Source organism: Alicyclobacillus sp. SO9 (assembly GCF_016406125.1).
Classification (GTDB): Bacteria; Bacillota; Bacilli; order Alicyclobacillales; family Alicyclobacillaceae; genus SO9.
Window position 1 is genome coordinate 4,155,985 of sequence record NZ_CP066339.1, and the last position, 21,962, is coordinate 4,177,946.

24 protein-coding genes, 2 tRNA genes and 1 pseudogene are annotated in these 21,962 nt (G+C 46.4%); 13 read left to right on the forward strand and 14 right to left on the reverse strand.

Translation table 11 applies throughout. From position 1 onward, the window contains the following. Positions 1-6 precede the first annotated feature (6 nt). The 9 genes from GI364_RS19465 to GI364_RS19505 all read right to left on the reverse strand — a co-directional run bounded on the left by GI364_RS19465 (position 7) and on the right by GI364_RS19505 (position 8,161). Positions 7-555, reverse strand: a complete 549-nt coding sequence (locus tag GI364_RS19465) for a hypothetical protein (protein WP_198850857.1) — start codon at positions 553-555, stop codon at positions 7-9. A gap of 219 nt (positions 556-774) precedes the next feature. Continuing rightward, a complete protein-coding gene (locus GI364_RS19470) occupies positions 775-960 on the reverse strand; it encodes a nucleoside triphosphate pyrophosphohydrolase family protein (RefSeq protein ID WP_198850858.1) in 186 nt (61 codons plus the stop codon). 141 nt (positions 961-1,101) lie between these two features. Continuing rightward, positions 1,102-3,021, reverse strand: coding sequence for a glycosyl hydrolase (locus GI364_RS19475; protein ID WP_198850859.1), 1,920 nt, complete (start codon positions 3,019-3,021; stop codon positions 1,102-1,104). A gap of 937 nt (positions 3,022-3,958) precedes the next feature. Next, positions 3,959-4,171 carry a hypothetical protein gene (locus tag GI364_RS19480; protein ID WP_198850860.1) on the reverse strand — a complete coding sequence of 71 codons (213 nt, stop codon included), beginning with the start codon at positions 4,169-4,171 and terminating at the stop codon, positions 3,959-3,961. Positions 4,172-4,423: 252 nt separating this feature from the next. Further along, positions 4,424-4,654 (reverse strand): hypothetical protein, encoded by a 231-nt coding sequence (locus GI364_RS19485; protein WP_198850861.1) that lies wholly within the window; start codon positions 4,652-4,654, stop codon positions 4,424-4,426. Between the two features lie 365 nt (positions 4,655-5,019). Next, positions 5,020-5,289, reverse strand: coding sequence for a DnaD domain-containing protein (locus GI364_RS19490; RefSeq protein ID WP_198850862.1), 270 nt, complete (start codon positions 5,287-5,289; stop codon positions 5,020-5,022). A gap of 93 nt (positions 5,290-5,382) precedes the next feature. Then, positions 5,383-5,577 (reverse strand): hypothetical protein, encoded by a 195-nt coding sequence (locus GI364_RS19495; RefSeq protein WP_198850863.1) that lies wholly within the window; start codon positions 5,575-5,577, stop codon positions 5,383-5,385. Positions 5,578-6,440: 863 nt separating this feature from the next. Continuing rightward, positions 6,441-7,727, reverse strand: coding sequence for an IS110 family RNA-guided transposase (locus tag GI364_RS19500; protein WP_198853839.1), 1,287 nt, complete (start codon positions 7,725-7,727; stop codon positions 6,441-6,443). A 269-nt stretch (positions 7,728-7,996) separates the two neighbouring features. After that, positions 7,997-8,161 (reverse strand): helix-turn-helix domain-containing protein, encoded by a 165-nt coding sequence (locus GI364_RS19505; protein ID WP_198850864.1) that lies wholly within the window; start codon positions 8,159-8,161, stop codon positions 7,997-7,999. Positions 8,162-8,303: 142 nt separating this feature from the next. On the opposite strand from GI364_RS19505, the gene GI364_RS19510 reads away from it, so the two are divergent. Then, positions 8,304-8,582 carry a CRISPR-associated protein Cas2 gene (locus tag GI364_RS19510; RefSeq protein ID WP_198850865.1) on the forward strand — a complete coding sequence of 93 codons (279 nt, stop codon included), beginning with the start codon at positions 8,304-8,306 and terminating at the stop codon, positions 8,580-8,582. Between the two features lie 309 nt (positions 8,583-8,891). Here GI364_RS19510 and GI364_RS25495 read toward each other — a convergent pair. Next, a pseudogene (locus GI364_RS25495) lies at positions 8,892-8,996 on the reverse strand (hypothetical protein); the annotation flags it as partial. 433 nt (positions 8,997-9,429) lie between these two features. Here GI364_RS25495 and GI364_RS19520 point away from each other — a divergent pair. The 10 genes from GI364_RS19520 (at position 9,430) to GI364_RS19565 (ending at position 17,505) form a co-directional block, all read left to right on the forward strand. Further along, entirely contained in the window at positions 9,430-9,819 is a 390-nt protein-coding gene (locus GI364_RS19520) for a hypothetical protein (RefSeq protein ID WP_198850867.1), read from the forward strand. A 69-nt stretch (positions 9,820-9,888) separates the two neighbouring features. Then, positions 9,889-10,284 carry a helix-turn-helix domain-containing protein gene (locus tag GI364_RS19525; RefSeq protein WP_198850868.1) on the forward strand — a complete coding sequence of 132 codons (396 nt, stop codon included), beginning with the start codon at positions 9,889-9,891 and terminating at the stop codon, positions 10,282-10,284. Positions 10,285-10,288: 4 nt separating this feature from the next. Then, entirely contained in the window at positions 10,289-10,534 is a 246-nt protein-coding gene (locus GI364_RS19530; protein ID WP_198850869.1) for a hypothetical protein, read from the forward strand. A 60-nt stretch (positions 10,535-10,594) separates the two neighbouring features. Beyond that, entirely contained in the window at positions 10,595-11,008 is a 414-nt protein-coding gene (locus GI364_RS19535; protein WP_198850870.1) for a hypothetical protein, read from the forward strand. Between the two features lie 201 nt (positions 11,009-11,209). Beyond that, a complete protein-coding gene (locus GI364_RS19540; protein WP_198850871.1) occupies positions 11,210-11,758 on the forward strand; it encodes a DUF4352 domain-containing protein in 549 nt (182 codons plus the stop codon). Positions 11,759-11,794: 36 nt separating this feature from the next. Beyond that, the gene (locus GI364_RS19545; RefSeq protein ID WP_198850872.1) at positions 11,795-12,151 is read left to right on the forward strand and encodes a DUF4064 domain-containing protein; all 357 of its coding nucleotides are present in this window, start codon (positions 11,795-11,797) and stop codon (positions 12,149-12,151) included. A 249-nt stretch (positions 12,152-12,400) separates the two neighbouring features. Further along, on the forward strand, positions 12,401-12,997 hold the full coding sequence (locus GI364_RS19550; RefSeq protein ID WP_198850873.1) for a hypothetical protein: 597 nt from the start codon (positions 12,401-12,403) through the stop codon (positions 12,995-12,997). Positions 12,998-13,563: 566 nt separating this feature from the next. Next, entirely contained in the window at positions 13,564-14,784 is a 1,221-nt protein-coding gene (locus tag GI364_RS19555) for a hypothetical protein (RefSeq protein ID WP_198850874.1), read from the forward strand. A 1,142-nt stretch (positions 14,785-15,926) separates the two neighbouring features. Beyond that, positions 15,927-16,562, forward strand: a complete 636-nt coding sequence (locus tag GI364_RS19560) for an ImmA/IrrE family metallo-endopeptidase (protein ID WP_198850875.1) — start codon at positions 15,927-15,929, stop codon at positions 16,560-16,562. Positions 16,563-17,112: 550 nt separating this feature from the next. Beyond that, on the forward strand, positions 17,113-17,505 hold the full coding sequence (locus GI364_RS19565; RefSeq protein WP_370541870.1) for a tyrosine-type recombinase/integrase: 393 nt from the start codon (positions 17,113-17,115) through the stop codon (positions 17,503-17,505). 79 nt (positions 17,506-17,584) lie between these two features. Here GI364_RS19565 and GI364_RS19570 read toward each other — a convergent pair. From GI364_RS19570 to GI364_RS19580, 3 genes are all read right to left on the reverse strand, one after another. Continuing rightward, positions 17,585-17,661 (reverse strand) — tRNA-Ile (locus GI364_RS19570). A 723-nt stretch (positions 17,662-18,384) separates the two neighbouring features. Further along, positions 18,385-18,459: transfer RNA gene (locus GI364_RS19575), tRNA-Gly, on the reverse strand. 59 nt (positions 18,460-18,518) lie between these two features. Further along, positions 18,519-19,094 (reverse strand): LOG family protein, encoded by a 576-nt coding sequence (locus GI364_RS19580; RefSeq protein WP_198850877.1) that lies wholly within the window; start codon positions 19,092-19,094, stop codon positions 18,519-18,521. Positions 19,095-19,275: 181 nt separating this feature from the next. On the opposite strand from GI364_RS19580, the gene GI364_RS19585 reads away from it, so the two are divergent. Next, positions 19,276-20,139 carry an alpha/beta hydrolase family protein gene (locus GI364_RS19585; protein ID WP_198850878.1) on the forward strand — a complete coding sequence of 288 codons (864 nt, stop codon included), beginning with the start codon at positions 19,276-19,278 and terminating at the stop codon, positions 20,137-20,139. Between the two features lie 53 nt (positions 20,140-20,192). After that, entirely contained in the window at positions 20,193-20,852 is a 660-nt protein-coding gene (locus GI364_RS19590) for an HAD family hydrolase (RefSeq protein ID WP_198850879.1), read from the forward strand. A 49-nt stretch (positions 20,853-20,901) separates the two neighbouring features. On the opposite strand, the gene GI364_RS19595 is transcribed toward GI364_RS19590, so the two are convergent. Beyond that, positions 20,902-21,726 carry a HEAT repeat domain-containing protein gene (locus GI364_RS19595; RefSeq protein ID WP_198850880.1) on the reverse strand — a complete coding sequence of 275 codons (825 nt, stop codon included), beginning with the start codon at positions 21,724-21,726 and terminating at the stop codon, positions 20,902-20,904. Between the last annotated feature and the right edge of the window lie 236 nt (positions 21,727-21,962).

Consider the following 21,962-nt stretch of genomic DNA (forward strand, 5'->3'; position numbering starts at 1 on the left):
CATTCCTTAGTGTTTCAGTTCAAAATCTGTCTTCCACTGGTTTTGTTTGATCCATTGGAAAAGCTCCTGTGATTTCAGATAAACCAGGTGTTGCTTATCGCCATAGGCAACAACGTTCTTCACATACTGTGTAGAAATTTGGTTTTTCGATTTGCTCACAATGAAGTATGCTGGTCGAATCAGTAATGGGTTCTTGCTATTGCTCAGATTTAGATATAAGAGCGGCGGGCCGAGATGCGCATGGAGTGTTCCACGAAATAAGTTTTTTGGCGCCTTGACTTGAGTCTGTTTCGCCGATTGCAGCCATTTCAACAGATTGGAAATGACTTGTTGTTGGTCTTGCTTGTTTTTTGAAACGTACAACAGGCTGGCTGGTCCACTAACAACTGTTACCGATGAAACATCACTTGCCTTCGGAAATCGGAGTTCTGGATGAGTACTGTGGCCAGGGACTGAAGTCGTGTTCGTCACAGCAGCCTGTGTAGCAGCACCGCAACCGCTCATTGCAACGAGCAGTACACCTGTCGCCAGACAGTACGAAGCAAAACGATGCATTGTGATCCCTCCTTCACATGTAGACGTTTCTTACTTAATTTTGTTAACACGCAATTGGGAATCACTTGATCGTCTGATTACCCATCGACTTCCAGCATCCACTAGATTTTGAACAACACACCGGTTAGTCCAATCCAAGTGTCGCAATAACACTCCGACCCCGACGGTATATTGCACCAATGCTGCAACCTGAAGCGGACACTTACTGAAAGCTCCGTGTTAATACGGTAAATTGCCATGCCTGCGAGAACGGGTTCGATTCTTTTTCATTTTCGCGAGAAGAGCTGCTGACAAATCCAGGTTATCCGCGGCACATTCGTCTAAGATTCGAATAATGACATCCGCCAACTCCTCAGCTATGACCTCACTTCCATAACTTTTTCTATGAGCTTCCAGTCCCATCATACCTGTTCTCTCGTACTTACAATAGTAACGGTAAGCCAGTCTCATGACTTCGGCCTAGCGAGCCAATATGCCGTGCTAAGTACGAAATGACAAGTGTGTTGCGTTTGGATTTTCTCGATCGGCACACGGTACCTTCTCCATCTATCCCTTCTGCATCACAGGTGGTTCATAAATCCACTTTGGGCCTGCCCAAGTTTGAATTTCATACCAGTTACCAGTACCTTTTAAAACGTTCACTGACTGCGGGCTAATCGTGCCGTAGGTTACGGAGGAACGATCCGCACTGCCATACAATGTCGTTCGTGATGTGACGGTTAGTTCATTGCGCAACTGCGGTAAGAATAGCCACTTCGGCCCCAACCATGTCTGAATCTCTACCCAGTCGATATCGCTCTTTATGACATGAACAGTCTGGGGGCTCACCCCGCCTCCGACTGCTGATAATAAGGTAGGGTTAGTATACAATTGAGAATAATGACTCAGTGTTAAGGTGTGATTCACATACGGAGTTTGAATCCACCGCGGACCCAACGTTGTTTGAATCTGATACCAGTTTCCGGTTTGCCGGTAGACATTCACCCATTGCGGATCGATGTACTGGTGAGAACCGTCGTTCCACTTATGTGTATGTAAGGTCACTTTGTGGTCAACGTACACCAAATGCGTTTTCATAACTTGAAAAGTGCCCTGTGCTACCACTACGCCTGTTTGGCTATAAGCTGTAATTGTGATTGGCTGTGTTGGACTGACCTGTGTAAAATCAATCTGTAAATTCCAAGGGGGCTCTGTTGTCGACGCAAGAACAGAGCCGTTTTGAGTAAATACAACCTTGGCAGGTGGCTGCATCTCCTTGGTTGTGATATATGGACTCACAGTATGTACACCGCTGGTGATTCCTGACTTACTTAGGGGAATGAAAGACCGACCGTTTGGCGCACTGTTGTCCTTCGCATTTATAGTAGACAGGTAATCACTGTCTGAGATTGAGTTTTTAAAGGCCGCCATTGTATTCTTGTGTTCATTTACGTTGTAAGTGATGTTTTTATCATTGGGCGAAGCATCTGCCAAGACAGTGCTTTCATTAAAATAAGTAACGGCCTTTACTAATGGCATTGCCTTCGGAATGATATTCATCATATTGCTAATTTGCATTGTTGCCCAGTCGCTATAATTCTTTTGAGGCAAAAGTATCGATCCGCCCGGTTTCCAAGGATCCGGCATTGCCGAAACAGCGGCTCCCTCACTAATCATGAATGGCTTTTTGTGAGACCGAAATAGGTCATAGACCCCTTCCGCCTGATAAACAATGTTATCCCCCAAGGTTTCAGACTGAATTGCAGGGTTATAAGGAAATGTGTAAACTGACTCCCCAATCCAGTCGACATATTTATCACCAGGATAGAACTTCATAATTTCTTGATTTCGACTTGGTCCACTCACAATAGAGGTTGGCGAAAATACCATTACGACGTTGCTAGCTTTTTGGGCTTGAATTTCATTCCACACTTCCACCCAAGCTTTTTTAAACAATGTGTAGTCCGGCGAACCATCCGCTGCTTTGGAGTGCCATGGCGTCCAGGGCCCGTTCATCTCCGAAGCAAAACGGAGAAATACAGGTACCCCTGATGCCTTAGCATCAGCTATAAATTGACGAATATAGCTTTTCGTTTGTTTTGGGTTCTGAGTAAACAAATAATCCAAGCTTTTCGTCTGTCCATTGATTTGTATTTCTGGTTGCCATCCGATTTGTACCGCTCCATGCAGAGATTTCACCTCGTTTGCAAATTGCGTCGGAAATGATTCATAGAAGTTCCGATACGTCAGATAAATAGCCGGCTTCTTCCCATAGGCTTGTCCCGCGTACGCCAAACGCGCATCTCGACTTGTATCTCCATCCTGAGCCGCGAGCTTCTTCGTTAAGCTATCTTTGACAAACATTCCAAGATAGACGCCGGATGACGGTTCGTATTTTTCTGTAACGGGTGACTGATGTGATACAGACACGAAAGCCTGATAAATGGGACTAAATCTCGTTGCTGCATGCGCTATAGGTGTGGACATTGAAGCTGCAAGCCACCCGCATAAAAGTCCTATTGAGATAATTCGCTTCTTCATATGCATAACTTGATAACCCCGCTCTATGTACTGCTACAAATTAGGTATACTAAACATCCTAATACATGTCAATTCAGTGGACTACGGGGCACCCCACTGAATCGCATGGAAGTACGCTCGAAAATCGCGTCCGGTGGCGCAATGAGTCTATCCAGATTGTCGTGATTCCGATGACCAATTCAGACTGGCGTTGATCTTAAGCAAGTGAGTCAGCGCCTTGGTCATTCTTCTATTACAGTTACTGTCTATGTCTATGGTCATGTCACTCAGAGAATGACTTTTGCATCTGTCTACGGGTCATTGCGTCGACTGGACGTCGTCTCGTCCAACCACTGTAGCGTGGCCTCGCGCATGGTCTGACTGGTACTCTCCATGACATTGTGTGGGGCGCCGGCAACAGTTCTGTCGCCACCTTCATCGGTTGCAGCCCACCAACGGGTTGCAATGCGGTACCCGCTTTTGTCATTCTCGTACCGATTCTTGACGTTTTGGTCACTGGTAAGTTATAGACATGACCAAAGTTTTCTTGGTACCAGGGACTTTCAATCAGGCGCCGGCACTTGAGACTGTCACGGGTTGGACAGCGTTGCAGCGTACGACGAATACAGCCAGCGCATATGTGGATTCGTGATCCATTGATACCCTAGTCTCTAATGTGATGGTCGCACAAACCGAAGAACTGATATCTAAACAATAAAATGAAAGCCTATAAATATCGAAGTGATTCGCGCACCATGGAGGGCGCGGCATTCGGTCGCTCCGGAGTCGATAGTTCCCGCAGGGTTCACCGCGTCCACTTGCGCGATCTGGATCTCCATCATGTGCCCTCTATGATGAGCAAACAAAAAAGACCCGATAATACGGATCTTCATATGTAAAGTATTTACTTGAAAAATAAATGGGTGTAAAAGACCAACCTCATCCACAGATAGAACATCCCAAGCGCCAGTACGCCGTATATGAATCCTCGTAACCCCCGCAGTCTCTGAGGAACAACCAGAGTCACAGGAATTGCAGGTGCGGCCAAAAATACAATCAGAAGTATCAACGGCATGATCGGTATTCCCCAGTTAAGATGGGATGGGATAACTTTCATAGATGTCCTCCTAACCAGAAGGAAATACGACAGTGATGAAGATGATTCCTCCATCGGTAATTCAATACTTGCAATCGTTGTCTATTGACTGTCCGTCTCATCACACTAGGCTTGAAGAGTCTCCAAGTTCTAGTTCATCCATACAGTGTCATGTGCCCAGCCTTCGACCGCGGCAAGCTTCGGCTCAACATGCGAATAATACTTGCCTCGGGCCTATGCTCACCTCGTTTGTGTACAAATAAAAAAACCGCCTTAGCGGGTGTGGGAAAGAAGTTCAAGAAGATTAGCCGCCAATTGCTGAGCGGCAAGTTCATTGAGTGACTCCTCGTTGATGTCTGGCAGTCCCAGTAGTTCTCCGGCCACACTCAGCGCAAGCCGTCCTGACAGCCACTTCAGTACATCTTTGAAAGACATATCCTGTTCCGCTGCATATTCCTGAATCATTGATTCAAAGGCAATGCGGCCATCACCAAAGTGTTGCATTTTTAAAGTAATCACCTCTTCCTCAGTCGAAGTAGTTCAATGCGTTCCGCAGCGTCTTTTAGCTTCCTGAAATCTTCCGATTCACCGCCTGCATGCGGATGCATCTGTTTTGCCTGCGTCCTATATCTGTCTCGAACATCTGCATCTGCTGTCAAAATTTAAGTGAAGAAAACCTCTTAAGAGCTTGATCTATCTGTGTAAAGCCTCCTAAGCTCTTTTTGCTCAGGAAGGGAGGGGATTTCATGCATGCCATTATTGTCACCGGTCTAATTTCCGGCAGTACCGAGTTTGTGCTACACATTGCCGTCCAGTCTCTAATACGGTGCAGACGGAGGTAGATAGCGTTACAGGGGGATAGCTCCCCCTCATACATAGAGCAATGTTTGACTTGAGACTGCGGCCTCATGCTTGGCTTTCGCCGCATCCGGTCCGCCTTCTGCGTTCCATGTGCTTAAGACCCTGCGCATGTATTTGAGCGATCGCTTGTTGTACTCGACTGCTTCCGTCATCGCTTGTCTGACCCAGGCGTAGGAATAGGTTGTCACTAGGTCGTCCAACTGCTCTTCGATGATTTGGGACAGCTGACCAAAACCATTCGCCTCGAATTCGTCGCACAACTTTGCGAGCTGCTTCACCTCGTCTCCCCCGCGCTGGGATGAAGAGGAAGATGGGTTAGTTTCGCTTACTCTAGTTTCTTTTAAATAATATGCTACCACTGTGCCTACTTTTTAACACTCACAAGGGATAAGGCGGTATTGACCTGCTTGGTACCCGCTGCCCTTCTTGTAGCTGATGCGTCCTGTTTGACTGAGCTTAAGTCTGGCGCGATCCAGCCCTTGGCGAGACAATCCTATCATGAGTTGAAGCGTTTGATTGGCCATAGTAAACTCATCAACCCAGCCGGCCATGGTGTCTACGGACATAAATGAGTACCATAACGCAACTTCGCCAGTTGACGGACGATTTAGGAGCGACTAATCACGGAACGCGTTCAACTCCAGGATGTAATTCATAAGGTCCACTCTCCAATAGACTCTGATTCACCGGTCGCCTGACTCATCAGTTCATGTGACCTGCGTGCAGTAAAGGCGCATCAAATGTATTTCCTGCACCCGCGACAGCGTCCTTCCCCTCCTTTTTGTCCCGAATTGTTCTATATCTGCCACTGTGTCCCGCTGTACATTAAAAGCAATGTAAGTACTGCCCCACCGGATTGTTCTTCGGGCATCCCCGCAAGTGGCCGTCATCCTCGGCGGCCCTTTTGTCTGTTAGGCGAAGATGTTAATGGCTTCGATCCCGACAATCACGATGTATGCAACAAGAAGCGCTGCAGCTATCGACAGCCACCCGACCGGTGGTATTTGCTTCACGACATCACCTCCCACTATAAATTAATGTTTTCTCCTATTTACTCTCTTATTCTCACGATTACGCACCTTGACTATTTGAGAGAGATTACCAGAATGCTAGATGAGCGAATTTTCAAACGGGTACTCCGTAGCAGGAACAGAGATTGGTGCTGTTTTACCAATACATGGAACATAAATCTGTTCGCACATTTGGATGTCCACACGTTCCCTTGCGGTTTACCCTCCCATGTCACACTGGGTCTATGCCCTCACATTCCTTCGTACTACCTCTCAAGGGGTGGATGCCGTTTCTTGCTCCTTTACTGGGTCGTTGCCCTTATGGTGTGGATACTACGGCTTATCCGTGCTTCTGTTTGTCTTGGCGATTCATCGTGTACAAGCGAGTAAATCGAACTGACGAGTTTGATTCAAATCGGTTAAGCTGCCACCTGTAGTTGGGACCTCCGAAGTGGCCCCAGTAAATCCTCAGCGTTGTACTGAACTTGCTTTGTCCCCAATGTGTGTAGAACACGAATGAGTTTTCCACATAGTGCAATGAGCGACTGTTTCTTCTTCAAGGGATTATGTGCCCGTGTCGTGTAATACTCGTGCAGTGCCTTGAATTCAGCGTTCTTAGCTACCATCGGTAATATTGCCCGAAATAGTAATGCCCTCAGCCGAGAACGACCTCGTTTGGTAATGCCTGTTTTTCCTTTTCTTACCCCAGAACTGTTCTCTTTGAGATTCAGTCCAGCAAGCCGAATGATCTGTTGTCCATGCTCATATCCCTGTAGCTCACCGACTTCAGCCAAGAATCCAGCAAGTGTCGTAAAACCCATTCCTGGCACACTGAGCATTTCTTCTGTGCCTGGAATTTGGTTCAGTAGTTGCTCTACCTGAGCCATGATTTCATCACGCTGCCGTGTGAACATGTCGTACTGTTCCAGCAAAGCTTTCATCTCTATCCTGGCAGCTGTGAGCCCCTCTTTCAGACCAATGGACCTTTCAGCGGTACTGACAAGCCGTATGGCTCGCTTCATACCGACAGCCCGCTTCACACCATCCTTTTTCCACTGCCTCACAACCTCACTGGCGCCTAGCGAGAGTATGTCCTGCGGAAACGGAGACGTACGCAGTGTAATGAGTGACGCCTTGCCTTCCCAGTCCTTAAACACCTGGGTGTATTCCGGAAAGAAGCGATCAAGCCAGTTCTGAATCCGCATTTGCACTTGCCCCAAATTCACCATGACCTTCTCTCTGAGGTTCATGAGGATTCTTAAATCCGCATAAACACCAGTCGGGAGTTTGGGCTCGGTGTACTTGCCGTCTTTCACGAGATTGGCAATGACCTTAGCATCCTTGTAGTCGTTTTTCGTCGGTGAGTTATCCTCTAAATCTTTGCTCTTGTTGACGTGATGTGGGTTCACAAGCACGAATCGAACATTCAAGTCTTGTATGAAGGCACCTAACGGGAACCAGTAGTGTCCGGTCGGCTCGACGCCAAACACAACATCGGTTTTGCTGTGCAGTTGTTGCAACTCCTTCATCCACGTTACAAGTTTCGTTAGGCCCTCATCATCGTTACTGAACACACATTCTTTACCAAGCTCAATTCCACGAAAGTCAATGGCTCTTGCAACATGGGTGTGCTTTGCAATATCAGCACCCACAATGATGGTACAATCGGTAATTTGTTGAATTCGTTGATTTTGTTTCTGCTGCATCTTATACTTCATGTTGAGCGTCCTCCTCAATTAGGGAATGAATGTCCTGCATTCGGAACCCAGCATACAGGAGGCGCTCTTTTTTGTTCAAACCCGAAATTAATTCATTACAGGAATAGCTCCTTAACTAATTGAAAGGATGTTTCCAATGACTGTTCGTGCAGAAAACCTCATTGAGTTCTTACAGGAAGTCATCACCGACCTGGCTGATGAACTGGTTCGTCAATATGTCAGTGTCACGATTGCTGTCACCATCAAAGCTGAATAGCTTACACGGCCTGTCGTTCAAGCCAATCCAGAAAGTCCTCACGTCGAATCCGGTATCGTCTCGGACTAATGACTGTGACCTTAAAATCTTCGCGGGCCATAATGCGCCTCGCTTGGCTCTCGGCAATTCCCAATAGTTCGGCCAGCTTCTCTGCACCGAACAGCATCGGAATGTCGTCCGGGTTGTAGACTGGCGCTGTTATCGCGCGAATCAGCTCATTTCATGTCGCTTCATTACAAGGAATTCCTTCTTCTTCCGTGGAAGTTATTCGGTTCCAACCATCAAACTACAGAAGGAGGTGAAGGAGATTGAATGTGCTTATCGTTGCGTATGACTTACATGAGAAACCAGAATCGGCCTACGAAACTCTCATCTCAGGAATTAGACAGTACTCAAATACTTTCGAATTCCAGAAATCTGTTTGGATAATTGCAACAGAACGTGAGCGTGCAAATGTCCGCGACTACTTGAAACAATTTATCCAGTCAGATGACAAACTCTTTGTCGGCACATTGACCAATGGCTCATGGACAGGTGGTCAAACAGAATTAACCAACTTCTTGTCCAACTACTGGACAATAGAATAGTTATCACGGAGCTCCACCTGGATCTCCGGAGACTCCATCACGTTCCAAGTGCTCGGTAGCCGTTGTCGGATCAGCGGCTTCCTGCAGCCCTACAAAACCGCGACGCTCCATAGCCAAGGCAGTCGTGCTTCTAAATCTCCGGGAGGACAGCCAACTCCTCAACAGAGCACCTATCTTCAACCTTTGAGCGAATCCATTTAAGAAGACTGGAAAGTGTTGTATCGAATACCGTCATGTCCATCACCTCCATCGACTTGAAATATCACGCAGATTCTGGATCTGTGGTAAAATCATGAACAGAAAGGTCGTCTATTGTAACGCCAGAATAGCGGCCAATTCAAACGCTTTTTCTAATCTGGGACTGCGGTCGCCGCTCTCGTAGTGCCGGAACGCACGCACGGTAATACCGAGTCGTTCTGCGACTTGTTATTGAGTCAAGCCACTCTGCTTTCGGAAGGCCTTGAGCTTGGCTCCAATCGGATTCAACTTTTATCACCACCTTTCAGTAAACGTCGTTGTCAGAGGCCCTTTTACGGAGCAATCCGTAAATGAGCATCGGGTGAACTCAAGGAACCCTAAATCCCTTCGGGACATGGGAATCTTGAGCCAAGCCGAGGGAAATCGGCCACTGTACCTCGGAAGGTGCAACGCACAGGCGGTGAGGACGATTACCAATAAACCGCCCACGAGCGCCCGACATCCCTCGTGGATGATGAAATGTGCTGATCTGTGGAGAAATCCACAGATGCAAGAGATAGAAAACTCTTGCGATAACAATTAGCTCGATTCGTCTGCTCTCAAGTCGGTTGCGGATCTAAACAAATCACTGGGTGGTGTTACCGAATCCATGAACAAATCTGTTGGAAAAGCCACCAGCCAGCTCGCAGGAATTAACGGATCACTTGCCTTGAAGTCACTAGCAGACGGAATGCCAAAGTCACTTGGTTTCGGTGAGAACGACGACGCATACATCCTTTGTAGCCGGCGAACAAACGAGCTCAAGAAGCAACTCAAGTTTCATTTGCATAGGAGTGACGCTTCGTTGAAAAGTAATGTGCCTCTTCACCTAATTACAGTTGTGAAGGAAACTCAGTTAGAACGAGAAGCAAACAGTCTTCTGTCCGATGGGTGGATTCTCATTGGAACTTTTACGAGTACCTATGATCCCATGGTGGCTCCACAACATCAGGCGATGAATTACGTACTCGGGAAACTGAAATCCGATGAAGATACGTGATTAAATTTATATTTACCACCTCACTCATATGTGAACTATGAGGGCATGTCAAGCGTAAGGAGTATAACTATGGCCAATTTTCCTGAACGCCTGTCTACCTTGATCAAATCGAAAGGCGTACAGAAGAAGGAACTTGCCGAGAAGCTTGGCATTTCATATAGAAACTTGAGACATTACGAACTTGGAGAGCGCAAGCCGGACTTTGATGGTCTGACTAAATTAGCCGATTTTTTCGACGTGTCTGTAGATTATCTTGTTGGTCGATCTGACGATCCGAACCCAGATAAAGAGACGGACCCAGAGCAAGCCGAGTTCCTTCGATGGGTCGAAGAGAACCTGGAGGGCAGCTTTTACTACGACTTCAAGAGCTCACCTGACGATGCCAAGCGGCACATGATGGAGACATTACGACTTGTGTGGGAACGAGAGAAAGGGCGTAAGCCTAGGCAGAAGCAGGGGGAGTGAGACAGTGGAAGGTTACGAAGTCGCCAAGAAGTGGGTTGATGAGCTCCTTCCGTTTGGACGAGGCCTTTTAGGGGGCGAGACCGAAATTCAGATGAAACTGGATTATCTCCGGTCTGAGAACGCATCACCGCAGGAATGCATTTGGTATATGCAGTCTAGTGTACCAGTCCGCGAGATTGATTTGTCGACAGGACGCTTCTTTTTGGTTTGGCTTTTCCCTCAGTCTCTCCATATGAGCGCGCAACCTTAATGGATGACCTTATTGCGAATCGAGGTAATATGTGCGAACAAGATTGGGGGGTCGCTGCCCTTGCGTAAGTTAGAGGAACTCATTGAAGTAGCGACTTCGGTTGTAGATGACATTGCTGTGAACTGTGAACGAAATGGGCATTTATACCGGGAACAGAGGGACCATGCTCCCCTTCTCAGTCAACTCATTGGATTCCTTCGCATATCATCCGATAGTACGCATCTGGAAAAATATCTTGACCTCTACATAAAATACGGAAATGAGCGTCCATATGAGAAAAGAATGCGCTACTTAAGGCAGTCTGTTTTTAATGAGGTATCACACAGTCCAGGAATTAAACAAACGGATTTGTACAAGCTTCTGCCAGATTATGAACAATGGGAGATTCGCGAAACCATTGCATCGTATAGTCAAATCCAGCGCGAGAAAGCCGGCCGAACGTACGCTTTACGCTTGAGGGCCGAGGAAGTTTGAAGATTACTGGGAACGAGACAAAGACAGTAAGCCTGGGCAGAAACAAGGAGAATGATACATAGATGTGCCTAAATGCGGCGAATTATATTCTGTGGAATATAATCCCTTGTAGAAATATCACAAAAAGAGAAGGATTTTGATGTTCCTTTGAGGAAATGTTTGGCTGTAGTACAGACAAACAAACTTCAGGGGGTAAGGACGATGAAAACAAAGCTAGTTCTTCTATCCGTTGCACTGCCGGTTTTACTAGTTGCGGGTTGTGGAACGGCCAAAAATGCCGCAACGACAGGGAGCACCAAAACAACGACTAATTCTGCAAAGAAAAAAACAACGGAGCCGAAAAAGACAGCGGTGAAGATGGGGCAGTGGGCAACTGCTGGCAAGCTCACATTTAAGGTAAATTCAATGAAGTACGAATCAAAGCTGCCTGAATCCTCCATGGGCGCTCCGAGCGCGAACGGCGGAAAATGGCTCATCTTGAACGTGAGTATTAAAAACAAGGATTCCAAAACACGTACCATCGACACAACCATGTTTAAACTATTTAAAGGGAAGACAAGTTATAACGCTAGTTCCGAAGCTGATATCTTTATAAATAAAAATAGTTCGTTCTTTCTCAAACAATTGAACTCGGGTCTGTCTGCAAAAGGGAACATAGCGTTTAACGTCCCCAAAAAGGAGACATACCAACTGCAGGTAGGAAGTGGCATGTTTGAAAGCACGACCAAGATGATTGAATTAAAGAAATAAGGCACTTCGTGTATCAACGGGTAAAGGAGGACCTACATGAAAGTCGCATCAATGGTCTTGGGAATTGTTGGGTCCGTATTTGGAGTGATTGCAGCAATTACCGCAATGTTTATTGGAGGAGTCGGAGGCGCGTTCGGAGCCAATGGCGCCAGTACAATCACAAGTCTAGGATGGGGTGCCTTATTTGCTTCAATTGTAGGCCTTATAGGTTCAATTCTAGTTAGTGGAAAGCCTAAAGTTGCTGCTGTCTTAATGCTCATTGGAGGAATTGCAGGGATTATCTCTGTGTCCTACTTCTACATACTCCCTGGCATACTCCTGATTATTCCCGGAATCATGAGCTTCTTTGTGAAACCAAAGACAAGCAAATCTTCTCAGTCAGCCTCGATGTAAAGTTGACTCATTTTAAGGGGCCTTCAGAGGCTCCTTCTTAATTTAGTTTATTTTGAACGCTGACTTAAATGGAAAAAGGCAGGAAGCCTGGGCAGAAGCAAGGGGAGTGAATTAGAGGCTTTGTTCAGAAGTGATTGGGTTGCTATTATAACTATCTTTCTTATCTTAATCCTAGTACTTCTAGTGGCCGTTGGGCGGCGAAATCCTCAATGGGTACTGCCTTCTAGGTTCAGGAGAGCGCAGTCTGTAGTGTATTTTTGGTATGGCGGACTAATCCTTACGTTTGTGTTTGTACTACTCGTCGATATCCGAAATGCTATCGCGACAAAATTGGGCATTTCCTTTCTATCTCTAGTTCTTCCTGGTGTGTCTTTGGGCATATTCTCCGCTCTTCCCCAGACTGCAAATGTCCCGTATCTGCTTGAAACCGGGAAGCAGACTAACCAACGAGTTGAGTGTGGATTCACAAATCCTTACATATCTACAAAAGACATAAATCATTATAGGAAAGTATTTGTAGACATGAGTTTCCAACAGCGATGCAACAACGAAGTTTTTCTCCAATCCAATCTGAAATTTGCATCTCATATTAGCGGTACTTCTTTTGCAATTGCTGCGTCTGTCTTCGGAGCTATCGTGGCATTTATGCTGGGAAACATAAGAGCAGGCATTAACACTTTTACTTTCACGGTAGAATTGTACATTTTGATGCTTATGATTGGTATAGCAGTTATATTTATCCTGCGAAAAATCTTCCCTATATCAATACGTGTTGCCCACTGGGCAGCAATGCTGAGAATCATTGAAGAAGTTGCAAGAAGCGAAGAGCTAGATGCCGAAAGATAGAACCATATCTCTAGAATATTTGTAGAAAATAACGAATGCAGGAGGGAATTGTAAGATTACAACGAACAGATAGTACGGGAGAATATTTTTCTAATTTATACAGAAACAAAGACTTAGAGCGTTTGTTGCCGGTCGCGGATGGCGGCATTGAGAAAATTAAAGCAGGGATCCCAAAAGACGTCGCGGTTCGTATCGGAGAGAGAACGGGCGTATACCTGGGCACAAACAAGGGGGACTGACTAATTGCCTATTGATGTGGAAGTTCTGCCAATATTATTTTGGCGTTGTCCGCTATGCCATGTAACAGACAACCTTCGTCCGGAGCGGCGATTATTTAAAAAAGATCGCTTGCAAATGTGAATGTCGTTGACGTATCTCAAAGCCTATTACACATTGCCAGTGGACAAAGAATGCATCTATTCGGTGACCTGAGGAACAGCCTATTTAAATGGGAAACGTATGTGAATTCCCTCGTCACAGGTGAATCTTGAGGCAAACAAAAAGGAAATACGCACGAGTAGATAGTGCCTTCCATTGTTAAACATACACGGCAGGGGGTCGAATTGATGCAGTTGACTATACCAGATAGTATCAAAGAAAACATATTTAAGTACCGATTCGTGGAATTACTAAGGCGTCACAAGAAACCATTCAGCGGGAAGCCAAGTATATGGGAACGTCTAGAACAGGCCGTTAACGACGATGATAACTTTTACGGAGCGTTACAGCAATTCATTGTGGACGAGATTAGTAACGGTAAGAATCGTCAAGTGTTTTGGTGTGATATTTCTATAGAAAGTTTAAACATTCTGAGCAACTATAGTATGCTTCAGTCCAATCTCGCTGCACAGAATTTACCACTTGAAAATTTCAATTCTTTTCTATCTTCCAACACTCCAACGGGGAATATGGTTTATCTGAATATTGAGCGGGACAGTTCCAATACAAATAAGGTGCACCAAATATCATTCTGCTACCTCCAAGACTCCGTAGCTCAAATCAATGATGATGATGGAGTAGAGATGACTGTACCAGGTTATGTTTGGATAGACATATTTCCTGATGCTCGCTACCTTCAGATCAAAGTTCGACCGTACTCCTATAACTACATTGTAAATTTGGAAGAGTCGAAAAAAGTGTTTGATCACTACTGGGAGTTTCTACGAAAGACCTTTGAGATTGTGTACACTGACATGTCAGATACTAAACTTACACTCTACGAAATTTTTAAAGAACTCACTGAAAAAGCTGAGGCACCCTTTAGACGGGCTGTAGAAGAAAAGGAGCCCAGGATCTCTGCGGCAATGCTAGACATCGCAAAAGAATTGGAACTTGAGAATATTTCCACTCCAGTAGACTTAACAAATCGAGTTTCTCGATTGTTTGAAAGGGCGCTCATCCTTAATGATCTCAAGCAGTATAAGGGGTATAATCAAGGGAAGCTAGGGATTGTAGACCGTATTGACTTCTCCGATCAATCTGGAGCTCGGGTAAACGCTCTTTCTGGAGAGCAGGGTATGGAAGTGGCGGATATTTACTTCGATACACGGGAAACTTTAGACGAGTTAAAGATGCTCAACAAGCTATGGGTCACATGGTTTAGACCGACTAAAGACGAAGAGGGCTATGATGACATCGACCGGATTGAAACTCGACTAGAAGTTTACGACAACAGAATAGTGTTTTATTTCTTGAATACCCAACACGCACCAAAGGAGGTGCAAGACTATGTACTTTCCGTGTTTAGAAAATTTAAGGAAGGTGAAATTCCCTCAACAATCGATTGAATTGTTGGACTGGTGGTTAGGTACTCGTCGTCCAAATACTTTAAAGTCCCTAAACCCCCTACAATTTTCTATTGATTGCGACTTGAACGTGTCACATTCGGTAAAGATGTTTGCACATTGTTCCTTTGATGACGATATAAAGCTACTTAAAAGACACTATACAATACATTGCCCTAACTGTATGCATCGGGTACAGGCGTTTGAAGATAAACTCGACTACAGGCGGTTACACTGCTCGAATTGCGGTACAGAGATAACGAGAAGAATTTTGGAGGATTGTACAGAAGTCGCTTTTGAATTATTAGCTTCTCCTAATCAATCGGACGACCCTAGAGCGCCAAGGTCGCTACCGCGAGGGGGATCCCCGGGAAAAGTATCAAGCCTTCGAATGTCAGATCTTGATGGATATAAGAATGAAGATGACCACATTCGAAGGCTTTTCGATTGTTTCTAGACGGAGGTACAAATTTGCACAATGAGGATTAATATATCTCTAAAAACCCTGCTTTTACTTCTGGCTGCTGGGGTAATACTTGGTCTCCTAATCTCCATCACGGGACGGCTAATCGACGTCTTAGCATCGACACGCGTTGATTATATTAAATCACTAATACCTACCCTAGGGAGCCTCATCGGCAGCGTAATCGGCTTGATGGGAGCTGTCCTCGTAGCGACGTTTCAAATCCGAAAGACCTTTGAGTTAGAAAGAGGCAAAGGAGTAGCCAGTAACTCGGCCATTTTACGATTAATCAAGACTGAGTTGCAAACAAACCTTCGAATAGTTCAACAGTTTCGTGATGACTATTTGAACGGAGATAATTCATTTGTAGTACACATAGGAACTGATAATTGGGACAAATGTCTCCTAAATATAGGGTTAGAGATCAGTGATGAAACCCTCTCTCATACAACTTCCTCGTACAATAAACTTAAACTCTTAAAATCTGATACGAGATTAAACGAAACAACTTACGATATGCTAGTTTCAGATATATCGAATACCATCCAAAAGGTACAGACTGATTTAAACAATTTAGTGTCGAGTACATAACCATTTGAAAATACATATTTCTGCCTATTCACATCGGTGGTGATGTGTTCTGCAATACGAACATACGTTCTCTTCCCTGGAGGTAATCAGTATGTTCAAACTGCTCAGCACCTATATCCCAACTCCGCTTGAAGATGCTGTCGTTCAATTTTACCGACGCCATCTTATTAAGTCACCACAGGACATTGACCTTGAGATGTTCGCCTACGAGGCGAGCATCTGGGTGCATTACGTCCCTCATCCATCGAACAACTTTCATTTCCGCGATAGTATCTACACCATTGCTGTAGACAATCGCATTCCCTGGGAACAACAGCGCGTAGGACTTGCCCACGAGCTCGGACATGTACTTCTGCATTCTGGCAGTCAAGAATTTATGAATGACGATTTTCGAGCATTGCAGGAATTTCAGGCTGACCGGTTCGCCATGTTCGCACTCGCCCCCACTTTCATGCTTGCAAACTACATCACCCAAGCATCCAGTCGGCAGCAATTGGTCTCGCAGCTGGCATATTCGTTTGATGTGCCTGAAATATTTATGGATGCACGTATCGATTTGTTGGAGCAAAGGCTGAAAGACATTGCGATGCAGCGCCAAATGGAAGAGGTCGTCAAGGAACAAGCCGCCTCATATGATTACAGCTATCGTCATCCACTCAACGACAAAATTGAATACCTAGTCCGTGACGGAGCCATTGTCGGACGCAGACGCCGTGCAGGTTACTAAGGAGGAACACACGTGTCAGACGTTTATCGCATCCCAACCTTCGGCTCTATCCCTTCGCTCTCTACAGCAGCCTTAGAACCGCCGGAGAACGCTCCTGATTTGGTAGTGAGGTTATGCCCCATACAAACGCTTTGGCGCGCAGGTGGAGGATATCGGCCTTGATACGTTTGGATTGTTCCCAGGGGACTGGGTCGTCTTTCGTGAACAGCGGTGGCCCAACATGGAATGCCAGATTGTACTGGCTGCTTTTGGAGGTGAGGGGACACTGCGCCTCTTCGAAGGAACGAATGAAACAGAGCCGATATTGCGAGCGTCTGGTGATCAGATTCCGAAGGAACGTCATCACAGAAATGATTTCATCATGTGCTGGACGGTATCATCAAAGCGGAATTTGCGCAATTGTCCTATCCCGAGCCGATTTGGGACTGGGGATTATAGTATCCTTACTCCAAAATCGAAATTAGATTGAAAGGAACTCCAATTATGGGCTTCCTTATCAAATGTATGTTGTTCCCGCTATACCTCATACCGTTACGGCAGTCAGCGACGTATTGTGGTGACAAAGATGGTCGTTGAGGAAATGAAAACATGGCGCACATTACAGAAGGAGATTCAAGGTGAATCATGGACCGAAGATTCTTTCGTCATAGTTACGGCTGATGGCGCCGTTCCGGCTCCAGCTGCATGGGCCTCAGCCATCCGAGTGGCCAGGAAAGAGTTGCAGTTGCCACCGGTTACCTTTCATGACTTGCGACACACACATGCCACCTGGTTACTTGAGAGTGGTGTAGACCTCAAAACAGTGAGTCAGAGACTTGGCCATTCTTCCATCACCATCACGGCCGATTTATACGCCCACGTGACCGATTCGATGCAGCGAGCAGCCATGGAGAAATTGGACTCCATGATGCAAAAAAACGCCCCTTCAGAAAGAGACTTGTAACTTCCTTGTCACTTTCCCATCGATCCAAAAGAAAAAACCCTTTTATATCAAGGGTTTTCGGGCTTTCGTTATTGCTATGTGGTGGGCCCACTAGGACTCGAACCTAGGACCAACCGGTTATGAGCCGGCCGCTCTGACCAACTGAGCTATGGGCCCGCAGGTTATGCGGAAGACGGTCTGTCCTGTCAGTCACCTTATAAGTACTTCTGGAGCGGAAGACGGGATTCCGACGCTGAAACCGTAGGTTTGAGCTAGTCCCTGAGGGTGCCTTTCCCGAAGGGGGAACCCTTGGGTGAGAATCTGGTCTTTCCGTACCTTTAATCTTTAAAGTACTTACTTACTGGAGCGGAAGACGGGATTCCGACGCTGAAACCGTAGGTTTGAGCTAGTCCCTGAGGGGCCTTTCCCGAAGGGGGAACCCTTGGGTGAGAATCTGGTCTTTCCGTACCTTTAATCTTTAAAGTACTTATTTACTGGAGCGGAAGACGGGATTCCGACGCTGAAACCGAAGGTTTGAGCTAGTCCCTGAGGGTGCCTTTCCCGAAAGGGGGAACCCTTGGGTGAGAATCTGGTCTTTCCGTACCTTTAATCTTTAAAGTACTTATTTACTGGAGCGGAAGACGGGATTCCGACGCTGAAACCGAAGGTTTGAGCTAGTCCCTGAGGGTGCCTTTCCCGAAAGGGGGAACCCTTGGGTGAGAATCTGGTCTTTCCTTACCTTTAATCTTTAAAGTACTTACTTACTGGAGCGGAAGACGGGATTCCGACGCTGAAACCGAAGGTTTGAGCTAGTCCCTGAGGGTGCCTTTCCCGAAAGGGGGAACCCTTGGGTGAGAATCCGGTCTGTCCGTACCTTTAATCTTTAAAGTACTTACTTACTGGAGCGGAAGACGGGATTCGAACCCGCGACCCTCGCCTTGGCAAGGCGATGCTCTACCCCTGAGCCACTTCCGCGCGACACGCTAAAAGGGAACAAGAGACATTGTACACGTTCCCTGCGCAAATTTCAATCACTATTTCGCGTCCCATTTTCTGGCGAATTGGGGCCTCTCGTAAGCCTCCAGCTTTTGCAGCAGCGATTCTGGATTGCTATCAGAGACAATAAGGTCTCTGTGACTGGAGTGCACAAATCCAGAGACTTCTGCGTGTTGAATCATCTTAAGAAAAGGAGTGAAATAATCTGCGACATTCAAGATGCCAATGGGTTTATTATGAATGCCAAGTTGGCCCCAACTGATAACCTCAAACAACTCTTCGAAGGTACCATACCCTCCAGGAAGCGCGACGTAGGCATCAGATAAGTTCCCCATCATGGCTTTTCTTTCGTGCATATCGTGAACTTCTATTAACCGTGTTAAGTTTGTATGGACAATCTCTCCATCAAAAAGTCCTATCGGCATGACTCCTGTTACCTCGCCGCCTTGTTCCAGGACTGCGTTGGCCACTTCCCCCATCAAACCTGTTTTTGAGCCTCCGTATACAACACCAATGTTGCTCTTTGCAATCACTTGTCCTAAGGTGCGAGCCGCGTCTGCAAACTCTCTGGAATTCCCTCTGCTCGATCCCGCAAATACACAAACATGTTCCACGTTTACTCTCCTCGCTAACATTTCTAACTCACCTTAGCCACCTTTTGATTGGGTTAGTACCCCTCAACCAATCAGGATTGTCTACACGTCTTGTTCAGCTTATGCGCGACACCTATGCAACTGCTACAATACACCTATGAGTATTTACAAGGTCTCGTATCTTTCTCAAGAATACAGAGTCATGGGGTATTTGGGAATCCCTCACGATCTCGCTAGTGACATGGTTCTAGACAAACTCCAAAAAACCTGTAATGATGTACACGTTGTCGAGGAAATCGCTGTTTCGCTGCCATCTCTAAACCATACTTCCTCAGACCATATTGGTGAAGGCAGCTCTCGGCAGCCAGACTCTGATGCATCTGTTCCACTACACTTGGCTGAGCCAAACCAACCACGGGGTGCTTTCATATATTGCCGAGGCGGCATTAACCGTGTCGGAAAAGTACGAACATGGTGGATTGAACAGTTTCTGCGTCACGGAGACTTTGTTTTCGCTCCTTGCTATCGAGGCAGTGAAGGTAGTGAAGGACGTGACTTGTTCGGCGGAGACGATGTTGAGGACGTCACATCAATGCTTACCATTTTGAGCCGATTTCCACTGGTTCATCCTGCGAAAATTTCAGTCATGGGCTTTTCCAGAGGATCCGTTAATGCCACCCAGGCCGCAGTCCAATTCCCCTCACTTCGTGCGCTTGTGCTGTGGGGCGGTGTCTCTGACTTGGCTCAAACTTACGCCGACAGGGTCGATCTGCGACGAATGCTGCGTCGTGTTGTCGGGGGTACGCCAAGGAGGGTACCGGAGGCTTTTGCAGCGCGATCGCCCATTGAATTAGCCGCGGACCTCACCTGCCCAGTACTTATCATCCATGGGACAGACGATGTCCAGGTAGGTGTATGGCACGGCAAAAACATGGCAGAAAAACTAAGAGCATTGAATAAGCCTGTCTCGTTCCACCAATACAATGGTCAGGGCCACCATCTTCATCCGCTGGTTTTTGAAGCCATTGTGGACAGGATGTTTGACTGGATTCGCGGCTACCATTAAGTTCTCACGTGCATTAGAGACTAGAGAGAAACAGAAACGGGAGGATACATCGAGTGAAAGAAGCCATTATTTTTGATTTTGACGGTACATTAGCAGATACGCTGCCTTTGGTATTTGTGTGCTTTCGGACTGTTTTTGAAAAATATGCTGGGAAATCTGTGACCGATGACGACGTCCTTGGATTGTTTGGCCCGACTGAATTTGAGATTCTCCGGAACGAGGTAGGACAAGAGACCTACACACAAGCCATGGATGAATTTCTCCATCTGTACAGTACACTTCACAGCCAGTACGTAAGGCACTATCCTGAAATCGAAGCAATGCTCAATCAGTTTCACGCTTCTGACCTGAAAATCGGCCTCTTTACCGGTAAAGGGAGAGCGACATTTGATATCTCTGCGGACAAGTTGAACATGAAGAAATTCTTTGAAGTGACTATCACAGGAGACGATGTGGATAAGCAAAAACCGAATCCTGAGGGGCTTCTGAAGGTACTAGCTGGATTGGGTGTCTCTGCTGATAAAGCGGTAATGGTGGGAGACAGCGACGACGACCTCTCGGCAGCACGCGCCGCAGGAGTAGATGCCGTCTCAGTGAACTGGCTCAGTACGTCGCAAACAAAAAAATTCAAGAACAACCCTCGTTTTATTGCTCGCAGCGTGGAGGAATTCTTGGACTGGATGGAGAGTGAACACAGGATTGTGCTAACATGACGTATCAGCCTGCCCCCGTGTTTCCCTGTCCCTCTGTCTCTTTGTCTTGTCAAGGCTTACGTCTGTTTTCCAAGTTTTTCTGAGCCTTCGCAACTGCCCTCTTTACATATAGACGTTCGTCACCAGAAAAAAGCGCTAGAATGGACGCTGCTTCGGTAGACACGTTAGCTGCAGCCGCAGTCGTAAAGGCCATAGCTACATTCCACCGAACCTGTTCATTCTCGCTTTCAGACCACTTTCTGAGCCATTGCAAGACTTCACTTGGGCAGGATTTCAAAAGTCCAGCCCCTATGGCAAAAGGGCCCAGATTATCGCGCACGTATCTCGATGGGTCAGACAGAAGAGGACCAAGACACTCCAGCATGAATACAACTTCATTGCAGTTTTGTCGTCCTCCTGCACCCATCATTGCCAGAACTGCCGCTCTACGTACATTTTCACTGTCATCCTGTGTCCAATTCACCATCACTGGAAAGTATGTTTCGAAGTTGTTCATCAAAATTTCTCCCGACGATCCCGCAGCCCACTCCCGAACCTCCCAATTCTGACTGTCGGCCAGTGAATAGAGAGTCTCTGTGACTTCGTGTTCGTTTTGAGGGTAGAACTCCGGGATGCACAGGCATCCCACCTCCTGTGCCGTAGGACTCTCATGTCTGCACATTGCCAGAACAAGAGGATACAACTCATCTAGATCCAACTTCTGTAGTGCCTTCGCAGCAGCGTATTTTATCTTGGCCGGAGCCGTACCAGCATGCTTCGTGGCCTGCGAATCGAGTACTTGAATCATGCTCTTAAGCGAGTTTTGTTCTAATGCGTACTGAAACTCCAATTTCCAATTCCCTTGATTAATCGCTACCAGCCCCCTCCAGTTCATAGCATCTCAGCCCATCCGAAACGTGCGTAAAGACTCATCTCTAGTTTACTATGTTTTTGGGGGATGGGGATGGTAGAGGATGGAGATGGTAGGCTTAGTTCTATAGAATTCTCCTCTAGTGCACATAGTCACTTTGTATGCAACGTTTTCCCTTTGTATCGAACACTCTCCATTTGTAGGGAATGTTCTCGATTTGTATGGAACTTTCTCTGTTTGTATCGAACATACGGGATAGG